The 21514-nt window shown below is 76.2% G+C and carries 20 protein-coding genes; 13 read left to right on the top strand and 7 right to left on the bottom strand.

The window, feature by feature from the left end; all coding sequences use genetic code 11:
• The first annotated feature begins 2 nt into the window (after positions 1-2).
• Positions 3-2555, top strand: coding sequence for an aminopeptidase N (gene pepN / locus ACI8AA_RS00430; RefSeq protein WP_457042550.1), 2553 nt, complete (start codon positions 3-5; stop codon positions 2553-2555).
• 178 nt (positions 2556-2733) lie between these two features.
• Here pepN and ACI8AA_RS00425 read toward each other — a convergent pair whose 3' ends face one another.
• From ACI8AA_RS00425 to ACI8AA_RS00415, 3 genes are read right to left on the bottom strand one after another with little or no spacing between them, the layout of a single operon-like run.
• On the bottom strand, positions 2734-3186 hold the full coding sequence (locus tag ACI8AA_RS00425; RefSeq protein ID WP_456926983.1) for a DUF5130 family protein: 453 nt from the start codon (positions 3184-3186) through the stop codon (positions 2734-2736).
• Positions 3187-3235: 49 nt separating this feature from the next.
• Positions 3236-3619: an aa3-type cytochrome oxidase subunit CtaJ gene (gene ctaJ / locus ACI8AA_RS00420; protein ID WP_457042549.1), complete on the bottom strand. Its 384-nt coding sequence runs from the start codon at positions 3617-3619 to the stop codon at positions 3236-3238.
• Between the two features lie 29 nt (positions 3620-3648).
• The gene (locus tag ACI8AA_RS00415; protein ID WP_457042548.1) at positions 3649-5088 is read right to left on the bottom strand and encodes an amidase; all 1440 of its coding nucleotides are present in this window, start codon (positions 5086-5088) and stop codon (positions 3649-3651) included.
• Between the two features lie 38 nt (positions 5089-5126).
• Between ACI8AA_RS00415 and kynU the strand changes: the two genes are divergently transcribed.
• Positions 5127-6380: a kynureninase gene (kynU, locus tag ACI8AA_RS00410; RefSeq protein WP_457042547.1), complete on the top strand. Its 1254-nt coding sequence runs from the start codon at positions 5127-5129 to the stop codon at positions 6378-6380.
• A gap of 26 nt (positions 6381-6406) precedes the next feature.
• Here kynU and ACI8AA_RS00405 read toward each other — a convergent pair whose 3' ends face one another.
• Together ACI8AA_RS00405 and ACI8AA_RS00400 are read right to left on the bottom strand one after the other, a co-directional pair.
• Positions 6407-7270 (bottom strand): SCO6745 family protein, encoded by an 864-nt coding sequence (locus tag ACI8AA_RS00405; protein ID WP_457042546.1) that lies wholly within the window; start codon positions 7268-7270, stop codon positions 6407-6409.
• Positions 7267-7794, bottom strand: coding sequence for an HNH endonuclease (locus tag ACI8AA_RS00400; RefSeq protein WP_457042545.1), 528 nt, complete (start codon positions 7792-7794; stop codon positions 7267-7269). Before ACI8AA_RS00400 ends, ACI8AA_RS00405 begins: the two co-directional genes overlap by 4 nt.
• A 228-nt stretch (positions 7795-8022) precedes the next feature.
• On the opposite strand from ACI8AA_RS00400, the gene ACI8AA_RS00395 reads away from it, so the two are divergent.
• From ACI8AA_RS00395 to ACI8AA_RS00370, 6 genes are all read left to right on the top strand, one after another.
• Entirely contained in the window at positions 8023-10110 is a 2088-nt protein-coding gene (locus tag ACI8AA_RS00395; RefSeq protein WP_457042544.1) for a prolyl oligopeptidase family serine peptidase, read from the top strand.
• A 53-nt stretch (positions 10111-10163) separates the two neighbouring features.
• Positions 10164-11174, top strand: coding sequence for a mechanosensitive ion channel family protein (locus ACI8AA_RS00390; RefSeq protein WP_457042543.1), 1011 nt, complete (start codon positions 10164-10166; stop codon positions 11172-11174).
• Positions 11171-12451, top strand: coding sequence for an MFS transporter (locus tag ACI8AA_RS00385; RefSeq protein WP_457042542.1), 1281 nt, complete (start codon positions 11171-11173; stop codon positions 12449-12451). Before ACI8AA_RS00390 ends, ACI8AA_RS00385 begins: the two co-directional genes overlap by 4 nt.
• Complete coding sequence (locus ACI8AA_RS00380; RefSeq protein WP_457042541.1) at positions 12448-12882, top strand: globin; 435 nt, start codon at positions 12448-12450, stop codon at positions 12880-12882. Before ACI8AA_RS00385 ends, ACI8AA_RS00380 begins: the two co-directional genes overlap by 4 nt.
• Before the next feature lie 54 nt (positions 12883-12936).
• A complete protein-coding gene (locus ACI8AA_RS00375; protein ID WP_457042540.1) occupies positions 12937-14529 on the top strand; it encodes a glycoside hydrolase family 13 protein in 1593 nt (530 codons plus the stop codon).
• A gap of 220 nt (positions 14530-14749) precedes the next feature.
• Positions 14750-16288, top strand: a complete 1539-nt coding sequence (locus ACI8AA_RS00370; protein WP_457042539.1) for an ATP-binding cassette domain-containing protein — start codon at positions 14750-14752, stop codon at positions 16286-16288.
• Between the two features lie 63 nt (positions 16289-16351).
• Here the strand turns inward: ACI8AA_RS00370 and ACI8AA_RS00365 are convergent, their stop codons facing one another.
• Positions 16352-16720 (bottom strand): hypothetical protein, encoded by a 369-nt coding sequence (locus ACI8AA_RS00365; protein ID WP_457042538.1) that lies wholly within the window; start codon positions 16718-16720, stop codon positions 16352-16354.
• Between the two features lie 600 nt (positions 16721-17320).
• Here ACI8AA_RS00365 and ACI8AA_RS00360 point away from each other — a divergent pair.
• The 4 genes from ACI8AA_RS00360 to ACI8AA_RS00345 are packed head-to-tail and all read left to right on the top strand — an operon-like array spanning position 17321 to position 19807.
• The gene (locus ACI8AA_RS00360; RefSeq protein WP_457042537.1) at positions 17321-17884 is read left to right on the top strand and encodes a biotin transporter BioY; all 564 of its coding nucleotides are present in this window, start codon (positions 17321-17323) and stop codon (positions 17882-17884) included.
• Positions 17881-18621 (top strand): energy-coupling factor ABC transporter ATP-binding protein, encoded by a 741-nt coding sequence (locus tag ACI8AA_RS00355; RefSeq protein ID WP_457042536.1) that lies wholly within the window; start codon positions 17881-17883, stop codon positions 18619-18621. The genes ACI8AA_RS00360 and ACI8AA_RS00355 overlap by 4 nt, the downstream gene beginning before the upstream one ends.
• The gene (locus ACI8AA_RS00350; RefSeq protein ID WP_457042535.1) at positions 18618-19283 is read left to right on the top strand and encodes an energy-coupling factor transporter transmembrane component T family protein; all 666 of its coding nucleotides are present in this window, start codon (positions 18618-18620) and stop codon (positions 19281-19283) included. The genes ACI8AA_RS00355 and ACI8AA_RS00350 overlap by 4 nt, the downstream gene beginning before the upstream one ends.
• On the top strand, positions 19280-19807 hold the full coding sequence (locus ACI8AA_RS00345) for an MOSC domain-containing protein (protein ID WP_457042534.1): 528 nt from the start codon (positions 19280-19282) through the stop codon (positions 19805-19807). The genes ACI8AA_RS00350 and ACI8AA_RS00345 overlap by 4 nt, the downstream gene beginning before the upstream one ends.
• A gap of 4 nt (positions 19808-19811) precedes the next feature.
• Here ACI8AA_RS00345 and ACI8AA_RS00340 read toward each other — a convergent pair whose 3' ends face one another.
• Positions 19812-20924: a class I SAM-dependent methyltransferase gene (locus tag ACI8AA_RS00340; protein WP_457042533.1), complete on the bottom strand. Its 1113-nt coding sequence runs from the start codon at positions 20922-20924 to the stop codon at positions 19812-19814.
• 146 nt (positions 20925-21070) lie between these two features.
• Here ACI8AA_RS00340 and ACI8AA_RS00335 point away from each other — a divergent pair, with 146 nt between their 5' ends.
• On the top strand, positions 21071-21511 hold the full coding sequence (locus ACI8AA_RS00335; RefSeq protein ID WP_457042532.1) for a YccF domain-containing protein: 441 nt from the start codon (positions 21071-21073) through the stop codon (positions 21509-21511).
• The last annotated feature ends 3 nt before the right edge of the window (positions 21512-21514 follow it).

The raw sequence follows: 21514 nt of genomic DNA, 5'->3' as shown, positions 1-21514 counted from the left end.
GCGTGGCCGTACCCAACCTGACCCGCGACGACGCCGCCGCGCGCGCCCGCCTGCTCGACGTCGACAGCTACGACCTCCGCTTCGACCTCACCGACGGTGAGGGGCGCCCGGGCAGCGGGACCTTCCGCTCGACGACGACGGTGCGGTTCACCTGCCGCGAGCCCGGCGCCGCCTCGTTCGTCGACCTGGTCGCCGAGACCGTCCGGTCCGCCACGCTCAACGGGGTCGAGCTCGACGTCTCCACCTACACCGAGGAGGGCGGCCTGCCGCTGCCCGACCTCGCCGCCGACAACACCCTCGTCGTCGACGCCGACTGCCGGTACTCCAACACCGGCGAGGGCCTGCACCGCTTCGAGGACCCCGAGGACGGGGCGGTCTACCTCTACACGCACTTCGAGCCGGCCGAGGCCAAGCGCGTGTTCGCCTGCTTCGACCAGCCCGACCTCAAGGGCACCTACGAGGTGCACGTCGTCGCGCCGTTCGACTGGCAGGTCGTCTCCAACACCGGCGGCCGCACCATCGAGGCCGGGCCCGCGGGCTCGCAGCTGGTGCACTTCGAGCCGACCAAGCGGCTGTCGACCTACCTGGTCGCGCTGATCGCCGGGCCCTACGCGCGGGTCACCGACTGCTACGAGGACATCCCGCTGGGGCTGTACTGCCGCGCCTCGCTGGCCGAGCACCTGGACCCGGAGGAGCTGTTCCGGGTCACCAAGCAGGGCTTCGAGTTCTTCCAGCGGGTCTTCGACTACCCGTACCCGTTCGACAAGTACGACCAGCTGTTCGTGCCGGAGTTCAACGCCGGCGCCATGGAGAACGCCGGCGCGGTCACCGTGCTGGAGGACTACGTCTTCCGGTCGCGGACCAGCCGGGCGCGCTACGAGCGCCGCGCCGAGACGGTGCTGCACGAGCTGGCGCACATGTGGTTCGGCGACCTCGTGACCATGCGCTGGTGGGACGACCTGTGGCTGAACGAGTCCTTCGCCACCTACATCTCCACGCTGTGCCAGGCCGAGGCCACCGAGTACACGACCGCGTGGACGACGTTCGCCAACGCCGAGAAGGCCTGGGCCTACGCGCAGGACCAGCTGCCCTCGACCCACCCGATCGCCGCGGACATGGTGGACGTGGCCGCTGTCGAGGTGAACTTCGACGGGATCACCTACGCCAAGGGCGCCTCGGTGCTCAAGCAGCTGGTGGCCTACGTCGGCCGCGAGGAGTTCCTCGCCGGGATCCGCCGGTACTTCCGCACCCACGAGTACGGCAACACCACGCTGGCCGACCTGCTCGACCCGCTGTCGGAGGCCACCGGCCGCGACCTCACCGAGTGGTCGGCGCAATGGCTGGAGACCAGCCAGGTCAACACCCTGCGGCCGGTGTACGAGCTCACCGACGACGGCCGGTACGCCTCGTTCGCCATCGAGCAGACCGCCGTCCCCGAGCACCCCGTGCTGCGCCGGCACCGGCTGGCCGTGGGCCTCTACGACCGCGGTCCGGACGGGCTGACCCGCACCACCCGGGTGGAGCTGGACGTCGACGGCGAGCGCACCGAGGTCGCCGAGCTGGCCGGGCACCCGGTGGCCGACCTGGTGCTGGTCAACGACGACGACCTCACCTACGCCAAGCTCCGCCTGGACGACCGCTCGCTGGCCACGCTGCGCGAGGCGATCGGCACGGTCCCCGACTCCCTCGCCCGCGCGCTGTGCTGGGCCGCCGCCTGGGACATGACCCGCGACGCCGAGCTGCCCGCCCGCGAGTGGGTGCAGCTGGTGCTGGCCGGCATCGACGCCGAGACCGAGACCAGCGTGGTGCAGTCGCTGCTGGCGCGGGTGCAGTCGGCGCTCACCTCCTACGCCGACCCGGCGTGGGCCGAGACCGGCTGGGCGGCGCTGGCGGACAAAGCGCTGCAGGCGCTGGAGTCGGCCGAGCCGGGCAGCGACGAGCAGCTGCAGTGGTCGCGCACGCTGGCCGCCGCCGCCCGCACGGAGGAGCACGCCGCGGTGCTGCGCGGGCTGCTCGACGGCTCCCGCACCGTCGAGGGGCTGGCCGTCGACGCCGACGCCCGCTGGGCCTTCCTCCACGGTCTGGTGGCCATCGGCGCGGCCGGCGACGCCGAGATCGACGCCGAGGCCGAGCGGGACGCCACCGCCACCGGGATCCGGCGCGCGGCGACCGCGCGGGCGCTGCGCCCGACCGCGGAGGCCAAGGCCGAGGCGTGGCACCGGGCGTTCCACGACCCGGAGATCCCCAACGCCGTGCACGAGGCGCTGGTGGCCGGCTTCTGGCACCCGGCGCAGCGGGAGCTGACCGCGGACTACGTGGACCGGTACTTCACCGAGTGCGGCCCCATGTGGGCGCGCCGGCCCGGCGAGATCGCGAAGAACGCCGTGCAGTACCTGTTCCCGTCGGTGGTCGAGGAGCGGACGCTGCAGGCCGCCGACGCGTGGCTCGGCCAGGAGGGGCACCCGGCGCCGCTGCGCCGGCTGGTCTCCGAGGGCCGCGACGGCATCGCCCGCGCCCTGCGCAACCGGGCGCGGGACGCCGCCGAGAGCGCCTGACGCCCGGCCCCTCTGCAGGGTCCCGCCGCGAGCTTGCGAGCGGTGGGGGGCAGGGGGCCCTCACTGCGAGGGGCCCAGGACCCGCCGGGTCCTGGGCCCCTCGACTTCAGCCGTCGTGTCGGCCCCCTGCAGGGCCCCGCCGCGAGCCTGCGAGTGGTGGGGGGCAGGGGGTCCTTCGTCAGTGGGTGCGGGCGCTCCGCGGGTGGCCGGCCTGGTCGGACAGCTGCCGCAGGCCGTTGACGATCCCGCCGACGAGGTCGCCGGAGGCGAAGGAGTTCGTCATCGACAGCACCGCGAGCGCGCACGCCCGGTCGGGCAGCCGGCGGGCGGCCGAGGCGCCGGTGACGACCTCGATGACCCGCTGCCCGGGCGAGACGGCCAGCAGCACCGACTCGGCCGGGTCGCCGCCGCGGGCGTGCAGCTCCTCGGCGCGGATGCGGGTCCGGGGCCCGAGGTCGCCGATCCACAGCGTGAAGCGCAGGCCGGTCTCGCGCGAGGACATGGTCAGCGCCTCGTCGAGCCGGGCCAGCTCGCGGTAGCTGAAGATCGTGTCGTAGCCCTCGTCGGCCCGGTTGGGCGCGGTGTCGACCGTCCCGGTGTCGTGGGCGTCGGCATCGAGCACGCGGGTCATCGCCGGCCTCCTGAGGCGGTCGCGAGGTGGGTGGGGGTCACGGGGGCGGTCACCAGGTGCCGCGGGCGCCGCCGAGCGGGCCGCCGGCGGACGGGGCCGGCGCACCGGCGGAGACGGCGGTCGCGCCGTGCGAGCCGGCGATCACGCGCGAGCCGGTGGTGGTCCCGTGCCCGCCGTGGCCGCCCCCGAGCGCCGCGGGCTCGCCGTACAGCGAGGACCCGACGGCCTGGGTGTCGCCGTGGCCGGCGGCGTGCGTGGGGGCGTCCTTCGGCTGCGGCTCGTACCAGACCGGCTCGTGCTCCCACGGCTGCCCCGGCTTGTACCGGACGCCCTGGCGCTTGCGCCCGCCCGGCAGGTAGGTCAGCGCCCACAGGAGCACGAACACCGCCAGCGGGGCCACGAGGAAGACGAGCAGGGTCTCGACGACGGTCACGCCCGGAATCTACCGCCCACGGTGATCAGCTATGCGTACGCGTCCCAGCCCGGCGGGTGCCGGTGCGCCCACGGCCGGGCCTGCTCCAGCTGGGCGGCGAGGGCGATCAGCGTGGCCTCGTCCGCCGGCCGCCCGACGAGCATCGTCCCGACCGGCAGGCCGTCACCGGTCCAGTGCAGCGGCACGCTGACGGCGGGCTGGCCGGTGACGTTGTAGAGCGCGGTGAACGCGGCGTACCGCTTGTTGCGCTCGAAGTCCTCGGCGCCGTCGCCGTCGGCGTCGAACCAGCCCAGCGGGCGCGGCGTCATCGTCGTCACCGGGGCGACGAGGACGTCGAACCCGTCGGTGGCCTCGACGTAGCGGCGGGCGAACAGCCGCAGCGCGTTGAGCGCCTCCATCGCCGCCTGCGCCGACAGCGCCAGCCCGCGGGCGCGCAGCTCCCGGGTGAGCGGCCGCAGCTCCCCCACCCGGCCCGGCGGCACCGGCAGCGTCGTCCCCGACAGCGACCACACCCGCTCGAAGGCGCCGAGCAGCTCCGGGGCGAGCAGGCCGGGCGGGACGTCGACCACCTCGTGCCCGAGCTCGGTGAGCAGCGCGGTGGCGTCGTCGAGGGCCGCGGCCACCTCGGGCTGCAGCACCGCGCCGGGCATCGGCGACTCCAGCGCCCGGCCGATCCGCAGCCGCTCGGGCGGCCGGTCCGCGGCCGCGAGGAACGTCTCCCCCGGCGGCAGCGGCGGCGCCCAGGCGAAGTCGCCGGTGACCGGGCCGGCCATGGCGTCGAGCATCGCGGCGGCGTCGTGCACGGTGCGGGCCAGCGGCCCGTTGGTGCCCAGCCCCGTGACGTCGCTGCCCAGCGGCCCGTTGCTGATCCGGCCGCGGGTCGGCTTGATGCCGAACAGCCCGTTGATGCTGGCCGGGATGCGGATCGAGCCGCCGCCGTCGCTGCCCTGGGCGAAGGGCACCATCCCGGCGGCGACCGCCACCGCCGCGCCGCCGCTGGACCCGCCGGCCAGCCGGGCGGGGTCCCACGGGCAGCGGGCGGGGCCGGCGACGTCGTTGTCGGTGTAGCAGGGGTAGCCGAACTCCGGGGTGTTGGTCTTGCCCAGGCTGATCGTCCCGGCGGCGGCGAGCTTGGTGACGACGGCGTCGTCGACCGCGGGCACGAAGTCGGCGAACACCGCGGAGCCGAAGGTGGTGCGCACGCCGGCGGTGTTGTTGAGGTCCTTGATCGCCGTCGGCACGCCGAGCAGCGGCGGCAGGTCGCCGCCGCGCAGCACCCGGGCCTCGGCCTCGGCCGCCGCGGCCAGCGCCCGCTCGGGCGTGACGGTGACGAAGGCGCCCAGGCCGGCGTCGAGGACCTCGATGCGGGCGAGGGCGGCCTCCACCAGCTCGACCGGGCTGACCGTCCGGTCCCGGACGGCGGCCGCCTGCTCCAGCGCGGTGAGCTCGTGCACCTGCGTACCGGTCACGGGCGGCGACGCTAGCCCCGCCCGGTAGACACGTCGCCGTGCACCTCTCCCGCGCGCACGCCGAGGCCCTCGACGACGCCGACCCGCTGGCCCGGTTCCGCGCCCGCTTCGCCGGCGTCGACGACGGCCTGCTCTACCTGGACGGCAACTCGCTGGGCCGGATGCCCGTGGACACCCCGGCGGCGCTGGCGCGGGTGGCAGAGCAGGAGTGGGCCCGCGGGCTGGTCGGCTCGTGGACGTCGTGGATCGACGTCGGCACGCGGGTCGGCGACGTGATCGGCACCGGCGTCCTCGGCGCCCGGCCCGGCGAGGTGCTGCTCAGCGACTCGACCACCGTCGACCTCTACAAGCTCCTCGTCGCCGCCGCCGACGCCCGCCCCGGCCGGGACGTGCTGGTCTGCTGCGCCGACGACTTCCCCACCGACCGGTACGTCGTCGCCGGGGTCGCCGCCGCGCGCGGGATGACCGTGCGCGAGGTGCCCGCCGACGTCGACGAGGGCCTGGACCCGGCGGTGCTCGCGGCCGCGCTGGACGGGCGGGTCGCCGTCGTCGTGCTGTCCGCGGTCGCCTACCGCTCGGGCGCGCTGGCCGACGTCGCGGCGGTGACGGCGGCGGCCCGCGACGCCGGGGCGCTGGTCGTCTGGGACCTCTCGCACGCGGCAGGCGCGGTGGAGCTGGACCTGACCGCGAGCGGCGTCGACCTCGCCGTCGCGTGCACGTACAAGCACCTCAACGGCGGGCCCGGCGCGCCGGCGTTCCTCTTCGTGCGGCGGGAGCTGCAGGAGACGCTGCGCCAGCCGATCTGGGGCTGGTTCGGCCAGCGCGACCAGTTCGCGATGGGGCCGGCCTACGACCCGGTGCCCGACGTCGGGCGGTTCGCCACCGGGACGCCGCCGGTGCTCGCCGCCGCGGCGGTCGAGGTGGGCGCGCGGCTGGTGGCCGAGGCCGGCATCGGCCGGCTGGCGGCGAAGGGGCGGGCGCTGACCGGCCTGCTGGTGGACCTCGCCGACGCGCACCTGGCACCGCACGGCGTGGCGCTGGCCAGCCCGCGCAACCCGGCCCGGCGCGGGTCGCACGTCACCCTCGCCCACCCGCACGCCTGGCAGCTGACCCGGGCGCTGGTCGACCGCGGGGTGGTACCGGACTTCCGCACGCCCGACCGCGTGCGCCTGGGCGTCGCGCCGCTGTACACGCGGTTCGTCGACGTCTGGGACGCCGTCGACCGGTTCCGCGCCCTGCTCGAGGACGGCGCCTGGGCCGCCTACCCCGAGGAGCGCGCCCGCGTCACCTGAGCGGCAGAAATGGCCATCTCTGCCGCTCAGTCCGGGTCGGGCGGGACGCCGATCGGGTTGCGGTCGGGGAAGAGCCCGGCGGTGACGACGGCGCGGCGCAGCGGCACCAGGAGCTCGCCGAGCCGGTCGCAGCGCGTGTCGCCGAGCGCCCGCCACGGGCCGAGCGCGAGGCGGTCGGTGTCGGCCTCGATCGCGGTGACCATCGCCAGGCCCTCCGCGGACAGCTCGTCCCCGTCCAGCCAGCCGCGCCGGGCGAGCTCCTCGGCGGCGGCCGCCCACGCCTCGTCGTCCCAGCCGCGGGCCTTCTGCAGCCACGCGCGGTCGACCCGGCCGGCCGCGGCCACCAGCACGTGCGCGCCGGCGCCGGACACCTCGCGGCCGAGCAGCGCCGCGTTGTGCCCGTCGCCGCGGTGCTCCCGCAGCGTGGTGAGCGCCTGCCACAGCGCCAGGTGCGGCTCGTCCGGCTCGGCCAGCGCCGCGTTCGCCGCCGCCAGCGGCCGGCCCGGCAGGTCGACCGCCTGGGCGGCGATGCGCGCCAGCTCCGCGGCCTCCGCGGCCTCGGCCGAGGACGCCCACTCCCCCAGCACCCGGCGCACGACGGCGTCGACGGCGGCCAGCCGGACCCGCAGCGCCTGTTCCGGCGTCACCGCCGACCAGACGCCGGGCACCCGGCGGGCGACGAACGCCGGCGCGAAGTTGTAGAAGGCCGCCGTCACCACCTCCGGCCCCACGGGCCCCAGCGGCGCGGCGCGCAGGGCGAAGTAGCCGGCCCAGAAGCCGGACAGCCCGGCCTCCTCGGCCGCGGACCGCGCCTCGTCGGCGAAGTAGGTGACCGCGTGGTACGGCTCGCCCAGCGCCCACAGCCGCCGGGCCGTCCCGGGTGAGCTCACGCGCTCACGCTCTCCGGCACCCCCAGCCACTCCCGCCAGCGGGGGTCCACGGCGCGCGCGCCCAGCAGCCGCCAGGCCGCGCCGCTCGGGGTCCGCGGCGGGTGCGGCAGCTGCCAGCCCATCTCGGCCAGCGACCGGTCGGCCTTGGTGTGGTTGCACTTCCGGCAGGCGGCCACCACGTTGTCCCACGTGTGCGTGCCGCCGCGGCTGCGCGGGACGACGTGGTCGATGCTCGTGGCCGACCCGCCGCAGTAGACGCAGGTCTGCCCGTCGCGGGTGAACACCGCCCGCCGGGACAGGGGCACCTGCGCGGGGTAGGGCACCCGCACGAAGCGCGTGAGCCGCACGACCACCGGGACGGCGAGGGCCACCCGCTCGGCGTGGACCACCTCCGCGGAGTCGTCCACCGGGACCGCCTTCTCGGCCAGGACCAGGACGATCGCGCGGCGGCTGGAGACCACGCACAGGGGTTCGTAGGTGGCGTTGAGCAGCAGCGTGGCCGACGTCGTGCCGGACGAGGGCACGGGCAGCCGGGGTACGGGGACGGGGTCGCGCCGCGGACCTGGGTGGCCCGCCGGCGACGACCCGGACGCGGAACGCGACACGGATCACCTCCGACGCCCCGGACCGCCGTACCGGGGCGGCCGCACAGGGCTGTGCACATCCTGCCCTGACCTGGGCCTCCAGCGCGCGGGGGAACCGGCCCTGGCACGTGCCGGGCTCCTGTCGGCGCCGCCGTTACGGTGGTGCGGGTGCGCTACCCCGACGCCGAGAGACTCGACCTGGTCGAGGACCTGCACGGCCACCGCGTGGCCGACCCCTACCGCTGGCTCGAGGACCCCGACGACCCGCGGACGCAGGAGTGGACCGCCGCCCAGGACGGCCTCACCGCCGACGTCCTCGGCGCCCTCCCCCTGCGGGCCGGCCTCGCCGCCCGGCTCGAGCGGCTGGTGCACGCCGGCGCCGTCGGCGTCCCGGTGCACCGCGGCGGGCGCGCCTTCTCCACCCGCCGCGACCCCGGCCAGGAGCACGCCGTCCTGCGGGTGCGCGAGGCCGACGGCAGCGTCCGCGTGCTGGTCGACCCCATGGCGGTCGACCCGTCCGGGACGACGACGCTCGACGCCTGGGCGCCGTCGTGGGAGGGCGACCGGCTGGCCTACCAGCTGTCCACCGGCGGCGACGAGGAGTCGCGGCTGTACGTCCTCGACGTCGCCACCGGGGAGCAGCTGGACGGGCCGGTCGACCGGTGCCGCTACTCCCCCGTCGCCTGGCTGCCCGGCGGCGAGGAGCTCTTCTACGTCCGCCGGCTCGCCCCCGGCCAGGTGCCCGCCGGCGAGGAGCAGTTCCACCGGCGCGTGTGGCGCCACCGGGTCGGTGCCGACCCCGACGGCGACGTCCTGGTGCACGGCGAGGGGCTGGACCCCACCAACTACTACGGCGTGCGCACCAGCCGCGACGGCCGCTGGCTGGTCGTCTCCGCCTCGGCCGGCACCGCCCCGCGCGACGACGTCTGGCTGGCCGACCTCGCCGGCGACGGTGCCCTGCGCGAGCTGCAGGTCGGCGTCGACGCGCAGACCGCCGCGTGGGTGGCCCGCGACGGCCGGCTGTGGCTGCTCAGCGACCGCGGCACCCCGCGCTGGCGGCTCGCCGTCGCCGACCCGGCCGACCCGGCGACCTGGGCGGTGGAGGCGTGGGCCGACGTCGTCCCGCAGGCCGACGACGGCGTGCTCTCCGACGTCGCGCTCGTCGACGGCGCCGACGGCTCGCTGCAGGTGCTCGCCGTCCACTCGGTCGACGCCACCGACCGGCTCTCGGTCTGGGCCGGCGACGGGTCCGGGCGACTGGCCGACGTGACCGGCCTCGGGGTCGGCAGCGTCGCGGGGGTGAGCGCCCCGCCAGAGGGCGGGACGACCGCGTGGGTCGGGTACACCGACCACGCGACGCCGCCGTCGGTGCTGCGCTGGGACGCCGCCGCGCCCACGGAGCTCGTCGAGGACGAGCGCGCCCCCGTGGCGGGCGAGGTGCCGGAGGTGACCGTCGTCGAGACGCACGCGACCTCGGCGGACGGCACCCCGGTGCACCTGTTCGTGCTCTCGGCCACCGGGACGCCGGACACCCCGCGGCCGACCGTGCTCTACGGCTACGGCGGGTTCAACGTCGCGCTCACCCCGTCCTACTCGGCGCAGGCGCTGGCCTGGGTGGCCGCCGGCGGGGTGTGGGCGGTGGCCAACCTGCGCGGCGGCTCCGAGCACGGCGAGGAGTGGCACCGCGCCGGCATGCGCGAGCGCAAGCAGAACGTCTTCGACGACTTCGCCGCGGCCGGCGAGCACCTGGTCGCGCAGGGCTGGACGACGCACCGGCAGCTCGCGGTGATGGGCGGCTCGAACGGCGGCCTGCTGGTGGGCGCCACCCTGACCCAGCGGCCGGACCTCGCCGCGGGCGTCGTCTGCAGCGCGCCGCTGCTGGACATGGTCCGGTACGAGCGCTTCGGCCTGGGCCGCACCTGGAACGACGAGTACGGCACCGCCGAGGACCCGGAGGAGCTCGGCTGGCTGCTCGGCTACTCGCCGTACCACGCCGTCCGGGAGGGCGCCGCCTACCCGGCGACGCTGTTCACGACCTTCGAGTCCGACACCCGCGTGGACCCCCTGCACGCCCGCAAGCTCGCCGCCGCGCTGCAGGCCGCCACGAGCGCCGACGCGCCGGTGCTGCTGCGGCGGGAGACGTCGGTGGGCCACGGCGCCCGGGCGGTCAGCCGCACGGTCGGCCTGGCCGCGGACCAGCTGGCCTTCCTCGCCGCCGCGACCGGCCTATCGGGATGGCGCGCGGATCACTCCTGAACCGTCGCTCCGACCTGACACCATGGAGAGTGATGACTGCTCCACCCTCCGTAGTGACCGCCGCTGCTGACAGCGGGCTCGCCGGCACCATGCCCGACTGCGTCTCCGACCCGACGACGCTGTGCGCCAAGGTCTACGAGCTGTTCGGCATCGACTGGCTCGCGAACAACGCCGAGGCGCTGATCGAGAAGCCGGCGAAGATCCTGCTGGTCGTGGTGCTCGCCGCGGTCGTCCGGCTGCTGCTGCACCGGGCGATCCGGCGGCTGACCGACCGCACCGCCACCGGGTCGATGCCGACGATCCTGCGGCCGCTGCGCAACCGCGCGGCCGCCGGCGGCGGCGACCCGCTCGAACAGGTGGCCGCCCGGCGCACCCAGCGCGCCGAGGCGATCGGGTCGGTGCTGCGCAGCTTCGCCTCGTTCGTGGTCATGGGCATCGCCGTCGTCCTCGTGCTCGGCGAGCTCGGCATCAACCTGGCGCCGATCGTGGCCAGCGCGGGCGTCGTCGGCGTCGCGCTCGGCTTCGGCGCGCAGAACCTGATCAAGGACTTCATCGCCGGGATCGGGATCATCCTCGAGGACCAGTACGGCGTCGGCGACGTCGTCGACCTCGGCGAGGCCAGCGGGACGGTCGAGGCGGTGGGCCTGCGGATCACCCGGCTGCGCGACGTCAACGGCGTCGTCTGGTACGCGCGCAACGGCGAGATCCTGCGCGTGGGCAACAAGAGCCAGGGCTACGCGCAGGTCGTCATCGACATGCCCGTCGCGCACGACACCGACCTCGAGCGCTGCCGCACCGTGATGCAGGAGGTCGCCGACGCGATGTACGCCGAGGACGAGTGGGCCGCGGTGCTGCTGGCCGAGCCCGAGTCCCTCGGCGTCGAGCAGATCCTCTCGGAGGGCGTCTTCATGCGGGTGCAGGTGCGCTCGACCAACGCCGACCAGTGGCGGGTCGGCCGCGAGCTGCGCATGCGGCTCAAGGAGCGGTTCGTCACCGAGGGCATCAAGACCCCGCCCCCGCTGATCGGCGCGTCCGCCGGGGCCGCGGCCGCCGGCGCCCGATGAGCACCGGGGACGGTCGGCGGGCCACCTTCGGCGAGGTCTTCGCCGTCCGCGAGTTCCGGCCGCTGTTCGGCACCTACACGCTGTCGACCATCGGCGACGAGCTCGCGCGGGTCGCCCTGACCGTCCTCGTCTACCAGCGCACCGACTCGCCGCTGCTGTCGGCGTTCACCTTCGCGCTGGGCTTCCTGCCGTGGGCGCTCGGCGGCCCGCTGCTGGCGACCATCGCCGACCGCTTCCCGCGCCACCGGGTGCTCATCGCCAGCGACGTCGTCCGCGCGGTCCTGGTCGCCGGCATGGCGATCCCCGGGACGCCGCTGCCGGTGCTGCTGGCGCTGCTGTTCCTCGTCGCGCTGTGCGCGCCGCCGTTCGAGTCGGCGCGCTCGGCGCTGATGGCCGACGTCCTGGAGGGCGAGCGCTACGCCGTCGCCACCTCGCTGACCAACGTCAGCCTGCAGGTGGCGCAGGTGGTCGGCTTCCTCGCCGCCGGCGGGCTGGTCACCGTGCTCAGCCCCTCGGGGGTGCTGCTGGTCGACGCCGCCACCTTCGCCGTGTCCGCCGTCTGGCTCACCGTCGGGCTGCACCGGCGGCCCGCGCCGACGGCGGAGCTCGCCGAGCCGGCGTCGGTGTGGCGGGAGGCCGCCGAGGGGCTGCGGCTGATCGGCGGCAGCCCGCGGCTGGTGGCGATCATCGCGCTGCTGTGGGTCGGCACCCTGTTCGCCAACGCCGCCGAGGGCATCGCCGCCCCGCTGACCGACGAGCTCGGCGAGGGCGCGGTCCAGGTGGGCGTGCTGCTCGCGGCCAACCCGCTCGGGGTCACCGTCGGCGGCCTGGTGGTCGCCCGCCTGCTGGGGACGGCGCGCAGCGACCGGCTGATGCCGGTGCTCGTCGGCCTGTCGCTGGCGCCGGTGCTGCTGGCCGGCCTGGTCGCCATGACCGCGGGCCCGGGCCGGGGCGCCTTCGCGCTCGTCGTCGGGCTGATGTTCGTCGCGGGGCTCGGCGCGGCCTGGACCATCCCGCTCAACGTCGCCTTCGTGCAGGCGGTGCCGGCGGCCTACCGGGGCCGGGCCTTCGGCGTCGCGGTCAGCGGGCTCTACGGCATCCAGGGCATCGGCGCGCTGGCCGCCGGGCTCGCCGCCGAGGGGCTGCCGCCGAGCGCCGTCGTCGCGCTGGCCGGCGGGATCGGGCTGGTCGCGGTCGTGCCGCCGCTGCTCGCCTACGGCCGCACCCGGGCCCTCGTGGCGGAGGACCGCCCGACTGCGGGACCATCGGTGTCATGAGCGAGGCGAGCCGGTCCCTGCCGTCGGCGCGGACCTTCTACGACGAGGTCGGCGGAGAGCCGACCTTCCGGCGGCTCGTCGCCCGCTTCTACGCCGGCGTCAAGGCCGACCCGGTGCTCGCGCGGCTCTATCCCCAGGACGACTGGGAGGGCGCCGAGACCCGCCTGCGCGGCTTCCTCGAGCAGTACTGGGGCGGCCCCACCACCTACTCGCAGGAGCGCGGGCACCCGCGCCTGCGGATGCGGCACGCCCCGTTCGCGATCGGCCCGGCCGAGCGCGACGCGTGGCTGCGGCACATGCGGGACGCCGTCGACACCCTCGACCTGACCGAGGAGCAGGACGCCACCCTGTGGGGCTACCTGCAGATGGCCGCCCGCAGCATGCAGAACCGCTGGCCCGACGACGCGCCCGGCGACCTCTCCCCCGCCTGACCGAGGCCCCCGCCCCCGCGAGGGGGCCCTTCCCCCACGTCACCTAGGAGCCCGGTGAGTTCCCTCACCCCTGCCCGCACGTTCCGCCGCACCGACGCCGACTGGTGGCGCGACGCGGTCTTCTACCAGGTCTACATCCGCAGCTTCGCCGACGGCAGCGGCGACGGCGTCGGCGACCTCGCCGGCATCCGCGCCCGGCTGCCGCACCTGGTCGACCTCGGCGTCGACGCGCTGTGGATCACGCCCTTCTACCCCTCGCCGATGGCCGACCACGGCTACGACGTCGCCGACCCGCGCGACGTCGAACCGGTGTTCGGCGACCTCGCCGAGTTCGACGCGCTGCTGGCCGAGGCGCACGCGGCCGGCATCCGGGTGACCGTCGACCTCGTGCCCAACCACAGCTCGCACCAGCACGAGTGGTTCCAGGCGGCGCTGGCCGCCGGCCCCGGCTCGCCCGAGCGGGCGCGGTACCTGTTCCGGGACGGCCGCGGGCCCGACGGCGCCGAGCCGCCGAACAACTGGCCGTCGGTCTTCGGCGGGCCGGCGTGGTCGCGGGTGCCCGACGGCCAGTGGTACCTGCACATCTTCGCGCCCGAGCAGCCCGACCTGGACTTCACCAACCCCGAGGTGCTCGCCGACCTCGAGGAGACCATGCGGTTCTGGCTCGACCGCGGCGTCGACGGCTTCCGCATCGACGTCGCCCACGGCATGGCCAAGCCCGACGGCCTGCCCGACATGGAGCCCATGGAGGACACCGGGCTGCTCGACGACCACGGCCCGGGCGACCACCGGTTCGACAACGACGGGGTGCACGAGGTGCACCGCCGCATCCGCGCCGTCCTCGACGGCTACCCGGGCACCATGGCCGTCGGCGAGGTGTGGGTCTCCGACGACGACCGGCTGGCCGACTACCTGCGCGCCGACGAGCTGCAGCTGGCGTTCAACTTCAAGCTGCTCACCGCCGACTGGACGCCCGAGGACCTGCGCGACGCCGTCGTCCACTCGCTGGCCACCGTCGACGGGACCCCGGCGCCGGCCTGCTGGGTGCTGTCCAACCACGACCGGCCCCGGCACGTGACCCGCTACGGCGGCGGCGAGACCGGCACCCGGCGGGCGCGGGCCGCGGCGCTGCTGCAGCTCGCGCTGCCCGGCGCGGCCTACGTCTACAACGGCGACGAGCTCGGCATGCCCGACGTGGACCTGCCCGACGAGGTGCTGCAGGACCCGATCTGGGAGCGGTCCGGGCACACCGAGCGCGGCCGCGACGCCTGCCGCGTCCCGGTGCCGTGGTCGGGCACCGAGCCCTCCTACGGCTTCTCGGCGCAGCGGGAGACCTGGCTGCCGATGCCCGAGGGCTGGGGGCCGCTGACCGCCGGGGCGCAGGCCGCGGACCCGTCGTCGGTGCTGTCGCTGTACCGGGCCGCGTTGGCGCTGCGGGCCTCGTCGCCGGCCTTCGCCGGTGAGTCGCTGGACTGGCTGCCCGCGCCGGAGGGGTGCCTCGCCTTCCGCCGTCCCGGCGGCCTGGTGTGCCTGGTGAACCTCTCCGGGCAGGCGGTGCCGCTGCCCGAGGGCCGGGTCCTGCTGGCCAGCGCCGACGTCGCCGACGGCGCGCTCCCGACCGACGCCGCCGTCTGGCTGCACGCCTGAGGAAGGACCTCCCTGCCCCCCACCGCTCGCACGCTCGCGGCGGGCCCCTGCAGGGAGGCCGCGCGGCTGCCGCCACGGTTGCGGCGCCTTCCGCCTCGGGAGGCGCCGTCCCCGCACGCGGGTAGCATCGGAACCGGAACAGAGCGTCACGGGGGGACGCTGACGCCGCGGTCGACCGACCCGTGTCGGCGGCCCTGTGCCGGGGGAGGCGCGCCCACCCATGACGTTGTTGCAGGTCCAGGGCCTGACCAAGTCCTTCGGGGCCCGTCGTGTCCTGCGGGACGTCTCCTTCGCCCTCGCCGAGGGCGAGATCGTCGGGCTCGTCGGCACCAACGGGGCGGGCAAGTCGACCCTCGGCGACGTCCTCGCCGGCATCACCCCCGCCGACGCCGGCTCCATGACGCTGCAGGGCCACCCCTACGCGCCGCTGTCCGCCGACGACGCCCGCCACCTCGGCGTCGGCGTCGTGCAGCAGCTGGTGCACATCGACCCGGCGCTGACCGTCGCGCAGGCGGTCTTCCGCGGCACCACCCAGGCCGGGCTGCCGCCGCGGGAGCTGCGCCGGCAGGCGCAGGTGCTGCTCGCCGAGGTCGCCCTCGACGTCGACCCGGACACCCCCGTCGGGGACCTGCCGCACTTCGTGCACGGCCTGCTCGAGATCGCCCGCGTGCTCGCCGAGGACACCCGGCTGGTGGTGCTCGACGAGGTGTCGGCACCGCTGCTGCCCTCGGAGGTGGGCCGGCTGCACGCCGTCGCGGGCCGGCTGAGCCGGCAGGGTCGCGGCGTCCTCTACATCAGCCACCGGCTGCCCGAGATGCTCGAGGTGGTCGACCGGGTGCTCGTCCTGCGCGACGGGCGGATCGCCCTCGACGCGCCGGCCGACCGGCTGGACCCCGTCCGGCTGGCGGCGGAGACCGTCGGCGAGCCGGTCACGCCCCCGGAGCCCCGGGTGGCCTCGGTGCCGGAGCCCGCGCCGGCCGAGGAGGCCCCCGTCCGCCTCTCACCGCGGCTGGTGCCCTCCGACGAGGTGGTGCTGCGGGTCCGCAACCTGCGGGTGCCCGGCGCGGTCGAGGGCGTGGACCTGCTGCTGCGCCGCGGCGAGGTGATCGGCCTGACCGGGCACCGGTCCTCCGGTGTCCGCGAGATCGCCGGCGCGCTGTCCGGGGAGCTGCCGGCGGTCACCGACGAGCTGCAGCTGTTCGGCGAGGAGCGCTCGCTCGGGACCTCCGCGGACGCCCCCGGGCTGGAGCTGCCGGTGTACCGCCCGGACGAGGACGCCTACGGCGTGGACCCCGGCGAGACGATCGCGCGGACGATGACCCAGGAGGCCTGGGGCTCGCTGTCGGACCTGCGCAAGGAGATCGCCCAGCTGCGCGGGGTCATCCGGACCGTGCACCGGATGGACGTGAAGACGCTGAGCATCCGCACGGTGTTCGGCGCGCTGTCCGGCGGCGACCAGCACAAGCTCGCGCTCGCCCGGTGGATGTCGGAGTGCGCGCGCGACGTCGTCGTCCTCCACGAGCCCACCCGCGGCCTGGACGTGCGGGCCCGGCGGCAGGTCCGCCAGCTGCTGGACGAGGCGACCGCGCACGGGACCTCGGTCGTCGTCGTGTCGGTGGACCCCGACGAGCTGGCCGAGTGCTGCGACCGGGTCGGCATCGTCGCCGGCGGCCGGGTCGCCCGGTGGATCGACACCGGCGAGCTCGCCGTCGACGCGGTGCGCGACCGCATCGTCGAGGCCGCCACCGCCGCCGCCTGAACCCGGGAGCGGCTGCGCCGGCACCCTCCCCGCCCCCGCGGGTCGGGTGCCGGCGCCGCCGGCTCAGACGCTGACGGTCGCCGCGACCGCGCGCAGCTTGTGCCGCGCCAGCGCCAGGTTGGCGGTCACGCGGTTGAGCACGAGGTAGATGAACAGGCCGGCGTTGCCCTGCCCCTTGAGCACGTTGATCAGGTGGTACTGGCTCTGCAGCGTGATGAGGATGTCCTCGACCTCGTCCTTGAGCTCGAGGTCGTTGATCGTGCGCAGCTTGGCGCGCACGACGTTGGAGTTGCCGGCGGCGGCCACGTTGAGGTCGAAGCCGGGCGTGCCCCCGGACGCGAGGGCCATGCCGCTGTCGATGTCCACGATCGCGGCGCCGTTGGCGCCCTCGATCGCGAGCAGGTCCGCGATGACGGTGTCGAGTGAGGCCATGGGAAGGGCTCCTGTCGTCTCGAGAGGGGGACGCAGCGACGGGCTGCGCACCGGGCCGGGAGGCGACCCGGGTCGACCGGTCGGACCGGGCGTCTGGGGAGGCACGGCGTCCCGCGGCGGCTCGGCCGCCGGGGCGTCGTGTGCCGCACCCGGCGGGGCCGGGGGCGGCGTGGGCCGGGGCGCGGGCCGGGTGACCGGCTCCTCGACGGCGGGGCGCGGGGGCTGCGGCGGAGGTGCTGCCGCGGCGGACCGGGCGGCGGCGGCGCGCCCGGGCCACGGGTCCTGGTGCGCCTCCCGGGTGGCTCCCGGGGTGGCACCGCGCGGCTCGTGACGCCCCCGCGACCACAGTGCCGCCCACCACCCGGTTGCCATGCAGTTCCGCCTGTTCCTCGCCTCCGCCGAAGGCCTCAGCGACCCCAGAAAACACGTCGCGGGCGGCCCGGGCAAACCGGCGGACGTATCTGCAGGTGAGCGCGCGGACACCGACGGCGACGGGATCGGCGGGGCACCGGGACGCCCGCCGGACGGGTCCCGCCCGCCCCTCGGGTACCTTCCGCGAGGACCGCGCGGGCCCGTCCCGCTGCCTGTGGAGGAGACGCCGTGAAGACCCGGGACCTCGCCTACGTCGCCCTCTTCGCCGCGATCATCGCCGCGCTGGGGACCCTGCCGGCGATCAACGTCGGGACCGTGCCGATCACCGCGCAGACCCTCGGCGTCATGCTGGCCGGCAGCGTCCTGGGCGCCCGCCGCGGCTTCCTCGCGGTCCTGCTGTTCCTGGTCCTGGTGGCGGTCGGTCTGCCGCTGCTGGCCAGCGGCGCCGGCGGCCTGGCGCCCTTCGCCGGCCCCACGGCCGGGTACCTCTACAGCTGGCCGCTCGCCGCGTTCGTCGTCGGCTGGCTGACCGAGCGGGTCTGGGACCGCTACAACGTCGGCTGGGGCCTGGTGGCCAACGTCGTCGGCGGCATCGTGGTCGTCTACGCCGTCGGCGTCCCGGTGCTCAAGGCCGTCTCCGGCCTGCCGTGGGACACCGCGCTGTGGACCGGCGCCGCCGTCTTCATCCCGGGCGACCTGTTCAAGGCCTTCGTCGCCGCGGCCGTCGCCGACGTCGTCCGGCGCAGCTACCCCGTCATCGACCGTCCCCGCCGGGCGGCCGGCGCCCGGTGAGGCTCCGCCGTCCCGGTCCGGCGCCCGCCGCGGACGAGCTCGCGGAGCCGGGGCGCGGCATCGAGCTGCGCGGCGTCGGGCACCGGTACGGCGAGCGGGTGGTGCTCGAGGACCTCGACCTCACCCTGACCGAGCCGCGGGTCGGCGTCATCGGCGCCAACGGCTCGGGCAAGAGCACCTTCGCCCGGCTGCTCAACGGCCTCGTCATCCCGACCGAGGGGCGGGTGCTGGTCGACGGGCTGGACACCCGCACCCAGGTGCGCGCGGTGCGGCGCCGCGTCGGGTTCGTCTTCCAGGACCCCGACGCGCAGATCGTGCACCCCACCGTCGCCGAGGACGTCGCCTACGGGCTGGAGAACCAGGGCGTGCCGCCCGACGAGCGGGCCGCCCGCGTCGCCGAGGTGCTGGCCCGCTACGGCCTGGCCGGGCACGCCGACCACCCCGCGCACCTGCTGTCGGGCGGGCAGAAGCAGCTGCTGGCGATCGCCGGCGTCCTGGTCATGCGCCCGGCCCGGATCGTGTTCGACGAGCCGACGACGCTGCTGGACCTGGTCAACGCCCGCCGGGTGGCCGAGCTGGTCGCCGGGCTGGAGCAGCAGGTCGTCGTCGTCACCCACCAGCTGGACCTGCTCGACGGCTTCGACCGGGTGCTGGTCGTCGACCGCGGCCGGGTGGTGGAGGACGCCGCCCCCGGCCCGGCCGTGGCCGCCTACCGCACGCTGATGGCCGCCCGGTGACCCTCGCGCTGTACGTCCCGAGGGCCAGCGCCGTCCACCGGCTGCCGGCCGGGGTGAAGCTGCTCGCGCTCGCCGCCCTCGCCGTCGGCCTGTTCTGGCTGCCCACGCTGACGGCGGCCGCCGCGGCGCTGGCGGGCGTGCTGGCCGTCGGGCTGCTGGTGGCCCGGCTGCCGGTCGCGGCGCTGGCCCGGCAGGCGCGGGCGGTGGTGTGGTGGGTGCTGGCGCTGCTGGTCGTGCACTCGCTGACCACGGACGTGCGCACCGGCGCGCACGTCGCGCTGCGCCTGCTCACGCTGGTGCTGGCCGCGGCCGTGGTGACGGCGACGACGCGGGTGAGCGCGATGGTGGCAGTGGTCGAGCGGCTGGCCGCCCCGCTGCGGCTGGTCGGCGTGCGGCCGGCGCGGGTCGGGTTGGTGGTCACCATGGCGCTGCGGTTCATCCCGGTGCTCGTCGAGCGGGCCGACCGCATCCGCGAGGCGCAGGCCGCCCGCGGCGGCTCCCCCCGCGGCCTGCGCGGGCTGCGGACGACGGTGGCCCCGCTGCTGGTGCAGGTCCTGCAGATGGCACACGACGTGAGCGAGGCGCTCGACGCCCGCGGCGCCGACGACGTCCCGCCCGCGCGCCGCCGCCGGCGCTCCCCCGCCCCGGAGGTCCCGCGATGACCGTCCTCGAGATCTGGACGACCCCGGCCGCCGCCGCGCCCATGCGGCGGGTCCCGGCCGGCCGGCTGGTGGCCGGGCGCGGGCTGGAGGGCGACCGCTACGCCCTCGGCGGCGGCACCTGGGCGCGCTACCCGGACCTGGAGAAGCAGCTCACCCTGGTCGACGCCGGCGACGTCGCGGCGGTCGCGGCCGAGGCGGGCGTGCCGCTGACGCCCGGGGACACCCGCCGCAACCTGGTCACCACCGGGGTCGACCTGCCCGCGCTGGTGGGCCGCTGGTTCGCCGTCGGCGACGCGCTGCTGTTCGGGGTGAAGCGCTGCCCGCCGTGCGCGCACCTCGAGCGGCTCACCGGCGCCCGGCTGGTGAAGGCGATGGTGCACCGCGGCGGGATCAACGCGGCGGTGTTCGCGGGGGCGGGGATCACCGAGGGCGCCGTCGTCCGGCCGGTGTCCGAGGAGGAGGCCGCCCGCCGCGGGGCGCCGACGGGCGCGGCCCGGCCGGTGCCGCGGATCGTGGCCGGCTGAGGGCTCAGACCAGCCGGTAGAAGCGGAAGACCTCGTCCCGGACGTCGAGCACCTCGACGCCGGCGAAGCCCGCCTCGCGCGCGTACCGGCGCAGCGTGGCCGGCCGCATGACCGTGCCGGTCGCGGCCGAGGGCCGGGTGGAGAGCCCGTCGGGCAGGCAGCACACCAGGCTGTAGCCGTACATCAGCCGCTCGACCTCGTCGCCGGGGGCGGTGAACTCCTCGGCCACCCTCTCGTCCACCACCAGGACCGCGCCGCCGTCCCCGGCCAGCCGCCGCATGGCCGCGAGCACCGCCACGGGGTCGGGCAGGTCGTGCACGCACTCGAAGGCGGTGACGACGTCGTAGGTGCCCGACACCGTCGCGGCGTCGGTGACCTCGAACCGGACCCGGTCGGCGACCCCGGCCTCGGCGGCGTTGCGACGGGCCGCCTCCACCGACGGCGCGTCGACGTCGAAGCCGTCGACGGTCGCCGCGGGATAGGCCAGCGCGATGCCGATCGAGGACCAGCCGTGCCCGCAGCCGACGTCGGCGACCCGGCCGCCGCGCCGCAGTGCCGCGTCGACGTCGGGGATCGACGGGAGGTGCTCGCGCCCCAGCGGGCCGAGGAACAGCGGCCGGTTCGCGGCGGCCTGCGCCTCCCGGACGTCGGCGCCCTGCTGCGCCCAGGAGATGCCGCCGCCGGTGCGGTGCGCCTCGGCCAGCGCGTCGGCGTGCCGGCCGGTGGCGACGGCGAAGCGGACCAGCGGCAGGAGGTGCTCGCCGCTCAGCACGTCGAGCAGCGGGGCGCGGTGGCCGGGCGGGAGGGTGAAGCGGCGGGACTGCGCGTCGCCGGGGCGGTCGGGGTCGTCGGCGGCGGTGAGGATGCCGGTGACCGCCTGCTGCTCCAGCCACTCGCGCGTGTAGCGCTCCGCCGTCCCGGTGCGCCCGGCCAGCTCGGCGGGGGTCAGCGCGTCGCCGTCGGCGAGGGCACGGTAGTAGCCGAGCCGGTCGCCCAGCGCGATCGCCTGGGCGTCCAGGCAGGCCAGGACGGTGTCGAGCAGGCGCCCGGCGAGCGCGCCGGTGGCCGTGTCGGTGTCCGTGCCGGTGGCGGCGGGTGCGCGGGTGTCGGTGGTCATCGCGGACCGGCTCCTCTCGGGTGGCCCCGGCCGGTCGGCCGACCGCGCCGGCGGTCGCGATCCTGCCGTGGGTGGGCGCCCACCGTCCGCCCGCGGGACGTCCCGCCGGCGCGGAACCCGGCGCGCCCGCGGTCCGTCGTCTGTGTGTGGACACCCTCCGCACGCTGCTGAACCTGGTCTGGCTGGTCCTGCAGGGCTGGCTGCTCGCGCTGGCCTACGCCTTCGCCGGCGTGCTGGCCTGCCTGCTGGTGGTGACCATCCCGTTCGGCATCGCCTCGTTCCGGCTCGCCGGGTTCGTGGTGTGGCCGTTCGGCCGGACGACGGTGCGGGCACCGGGCGCCGGCGTCGCCTCGGCGATCGGGAACCTGCTGTGGTTCGTGATCGCCGGGTGGTGGCTGGCGCTGCTGCACGTGCTCGCCGGGATCGCCTTCTGCGTGACGATCATCGGGATCCCGTTCGGGATCGCGTCGTTCAAGCTGGCCGCCGTCGGGCTGTTCCCGCTGGGCAAGCGGGTGGTGGACACCGCTCCCCCGCGCGACTGGATGCACGCCGGCAGCGGCGTGGTGCAGGGCGCACCCGCCCGCTGACGA

Source organism: Geodermatophilus sp. SYSU D01180, from assembly GCF_054050415.1.
Note: the sequence above shows the minus strand (reverse complement) of the source record. Positions and strands in the feature narration are given on the sequence as shown.

Excerpts from the sequence above, each read along its gene's own strand:
- ACI8AA_RS00425 (WP_456926983.1), bottom strand. The coding sequence starts at position 3,186 with ATGACCCGCGTGCTCGATGCCGACGCCCACGACACCGGGACGGTCGAC.
- ACI8AA_RS00385 (WP_457042542.1), top strand. The coding sequence starts at position 11,171 with ATGAGCACCGGGGACGGTCGGCGGGCCACCTTCGGCGAGGTCTTCGCC.
- ACI8AA_RS00380 (WP_457042541.1), top strand. The coding sequence starts at position 12,448 with ATGAGCGAGGCGAGCCGGTCCCTGCCGTCGGCGCGGACCTTCTACGAC.
- ACI8AA_RS00370 (WP_457042539.1), top strand. The coding sequence starts at position 14,750 with ATGACGTTGTTGCAGGTCCAGGGCCTGACCAAGTCCTTCGGGGCCCGT.
- ACI8AA_RS00365 (WP_457042538.1), bottom strand. The coding sequence starts at position 16,720 with ATGGCCTCACTCGACACCGTCATCGCGGACCTGCTCGCGATCGAGGGC.
- ACI8AA_RS00345 (WP_457042534.1), top strand. The coding sequence starts at position 19,280 with ATGACCGTCCTCGAGATCTGGACGACCCCGGCCGCCGCCGCGCCCATG.
- ACI8AA_RS00340 (WP_457042533.1), bottom strand. The coding sequence starts at position 20,924 with ATGACCACCGACACCCGCGCACCCGCCGCCACCGGCACGGACACCGAC.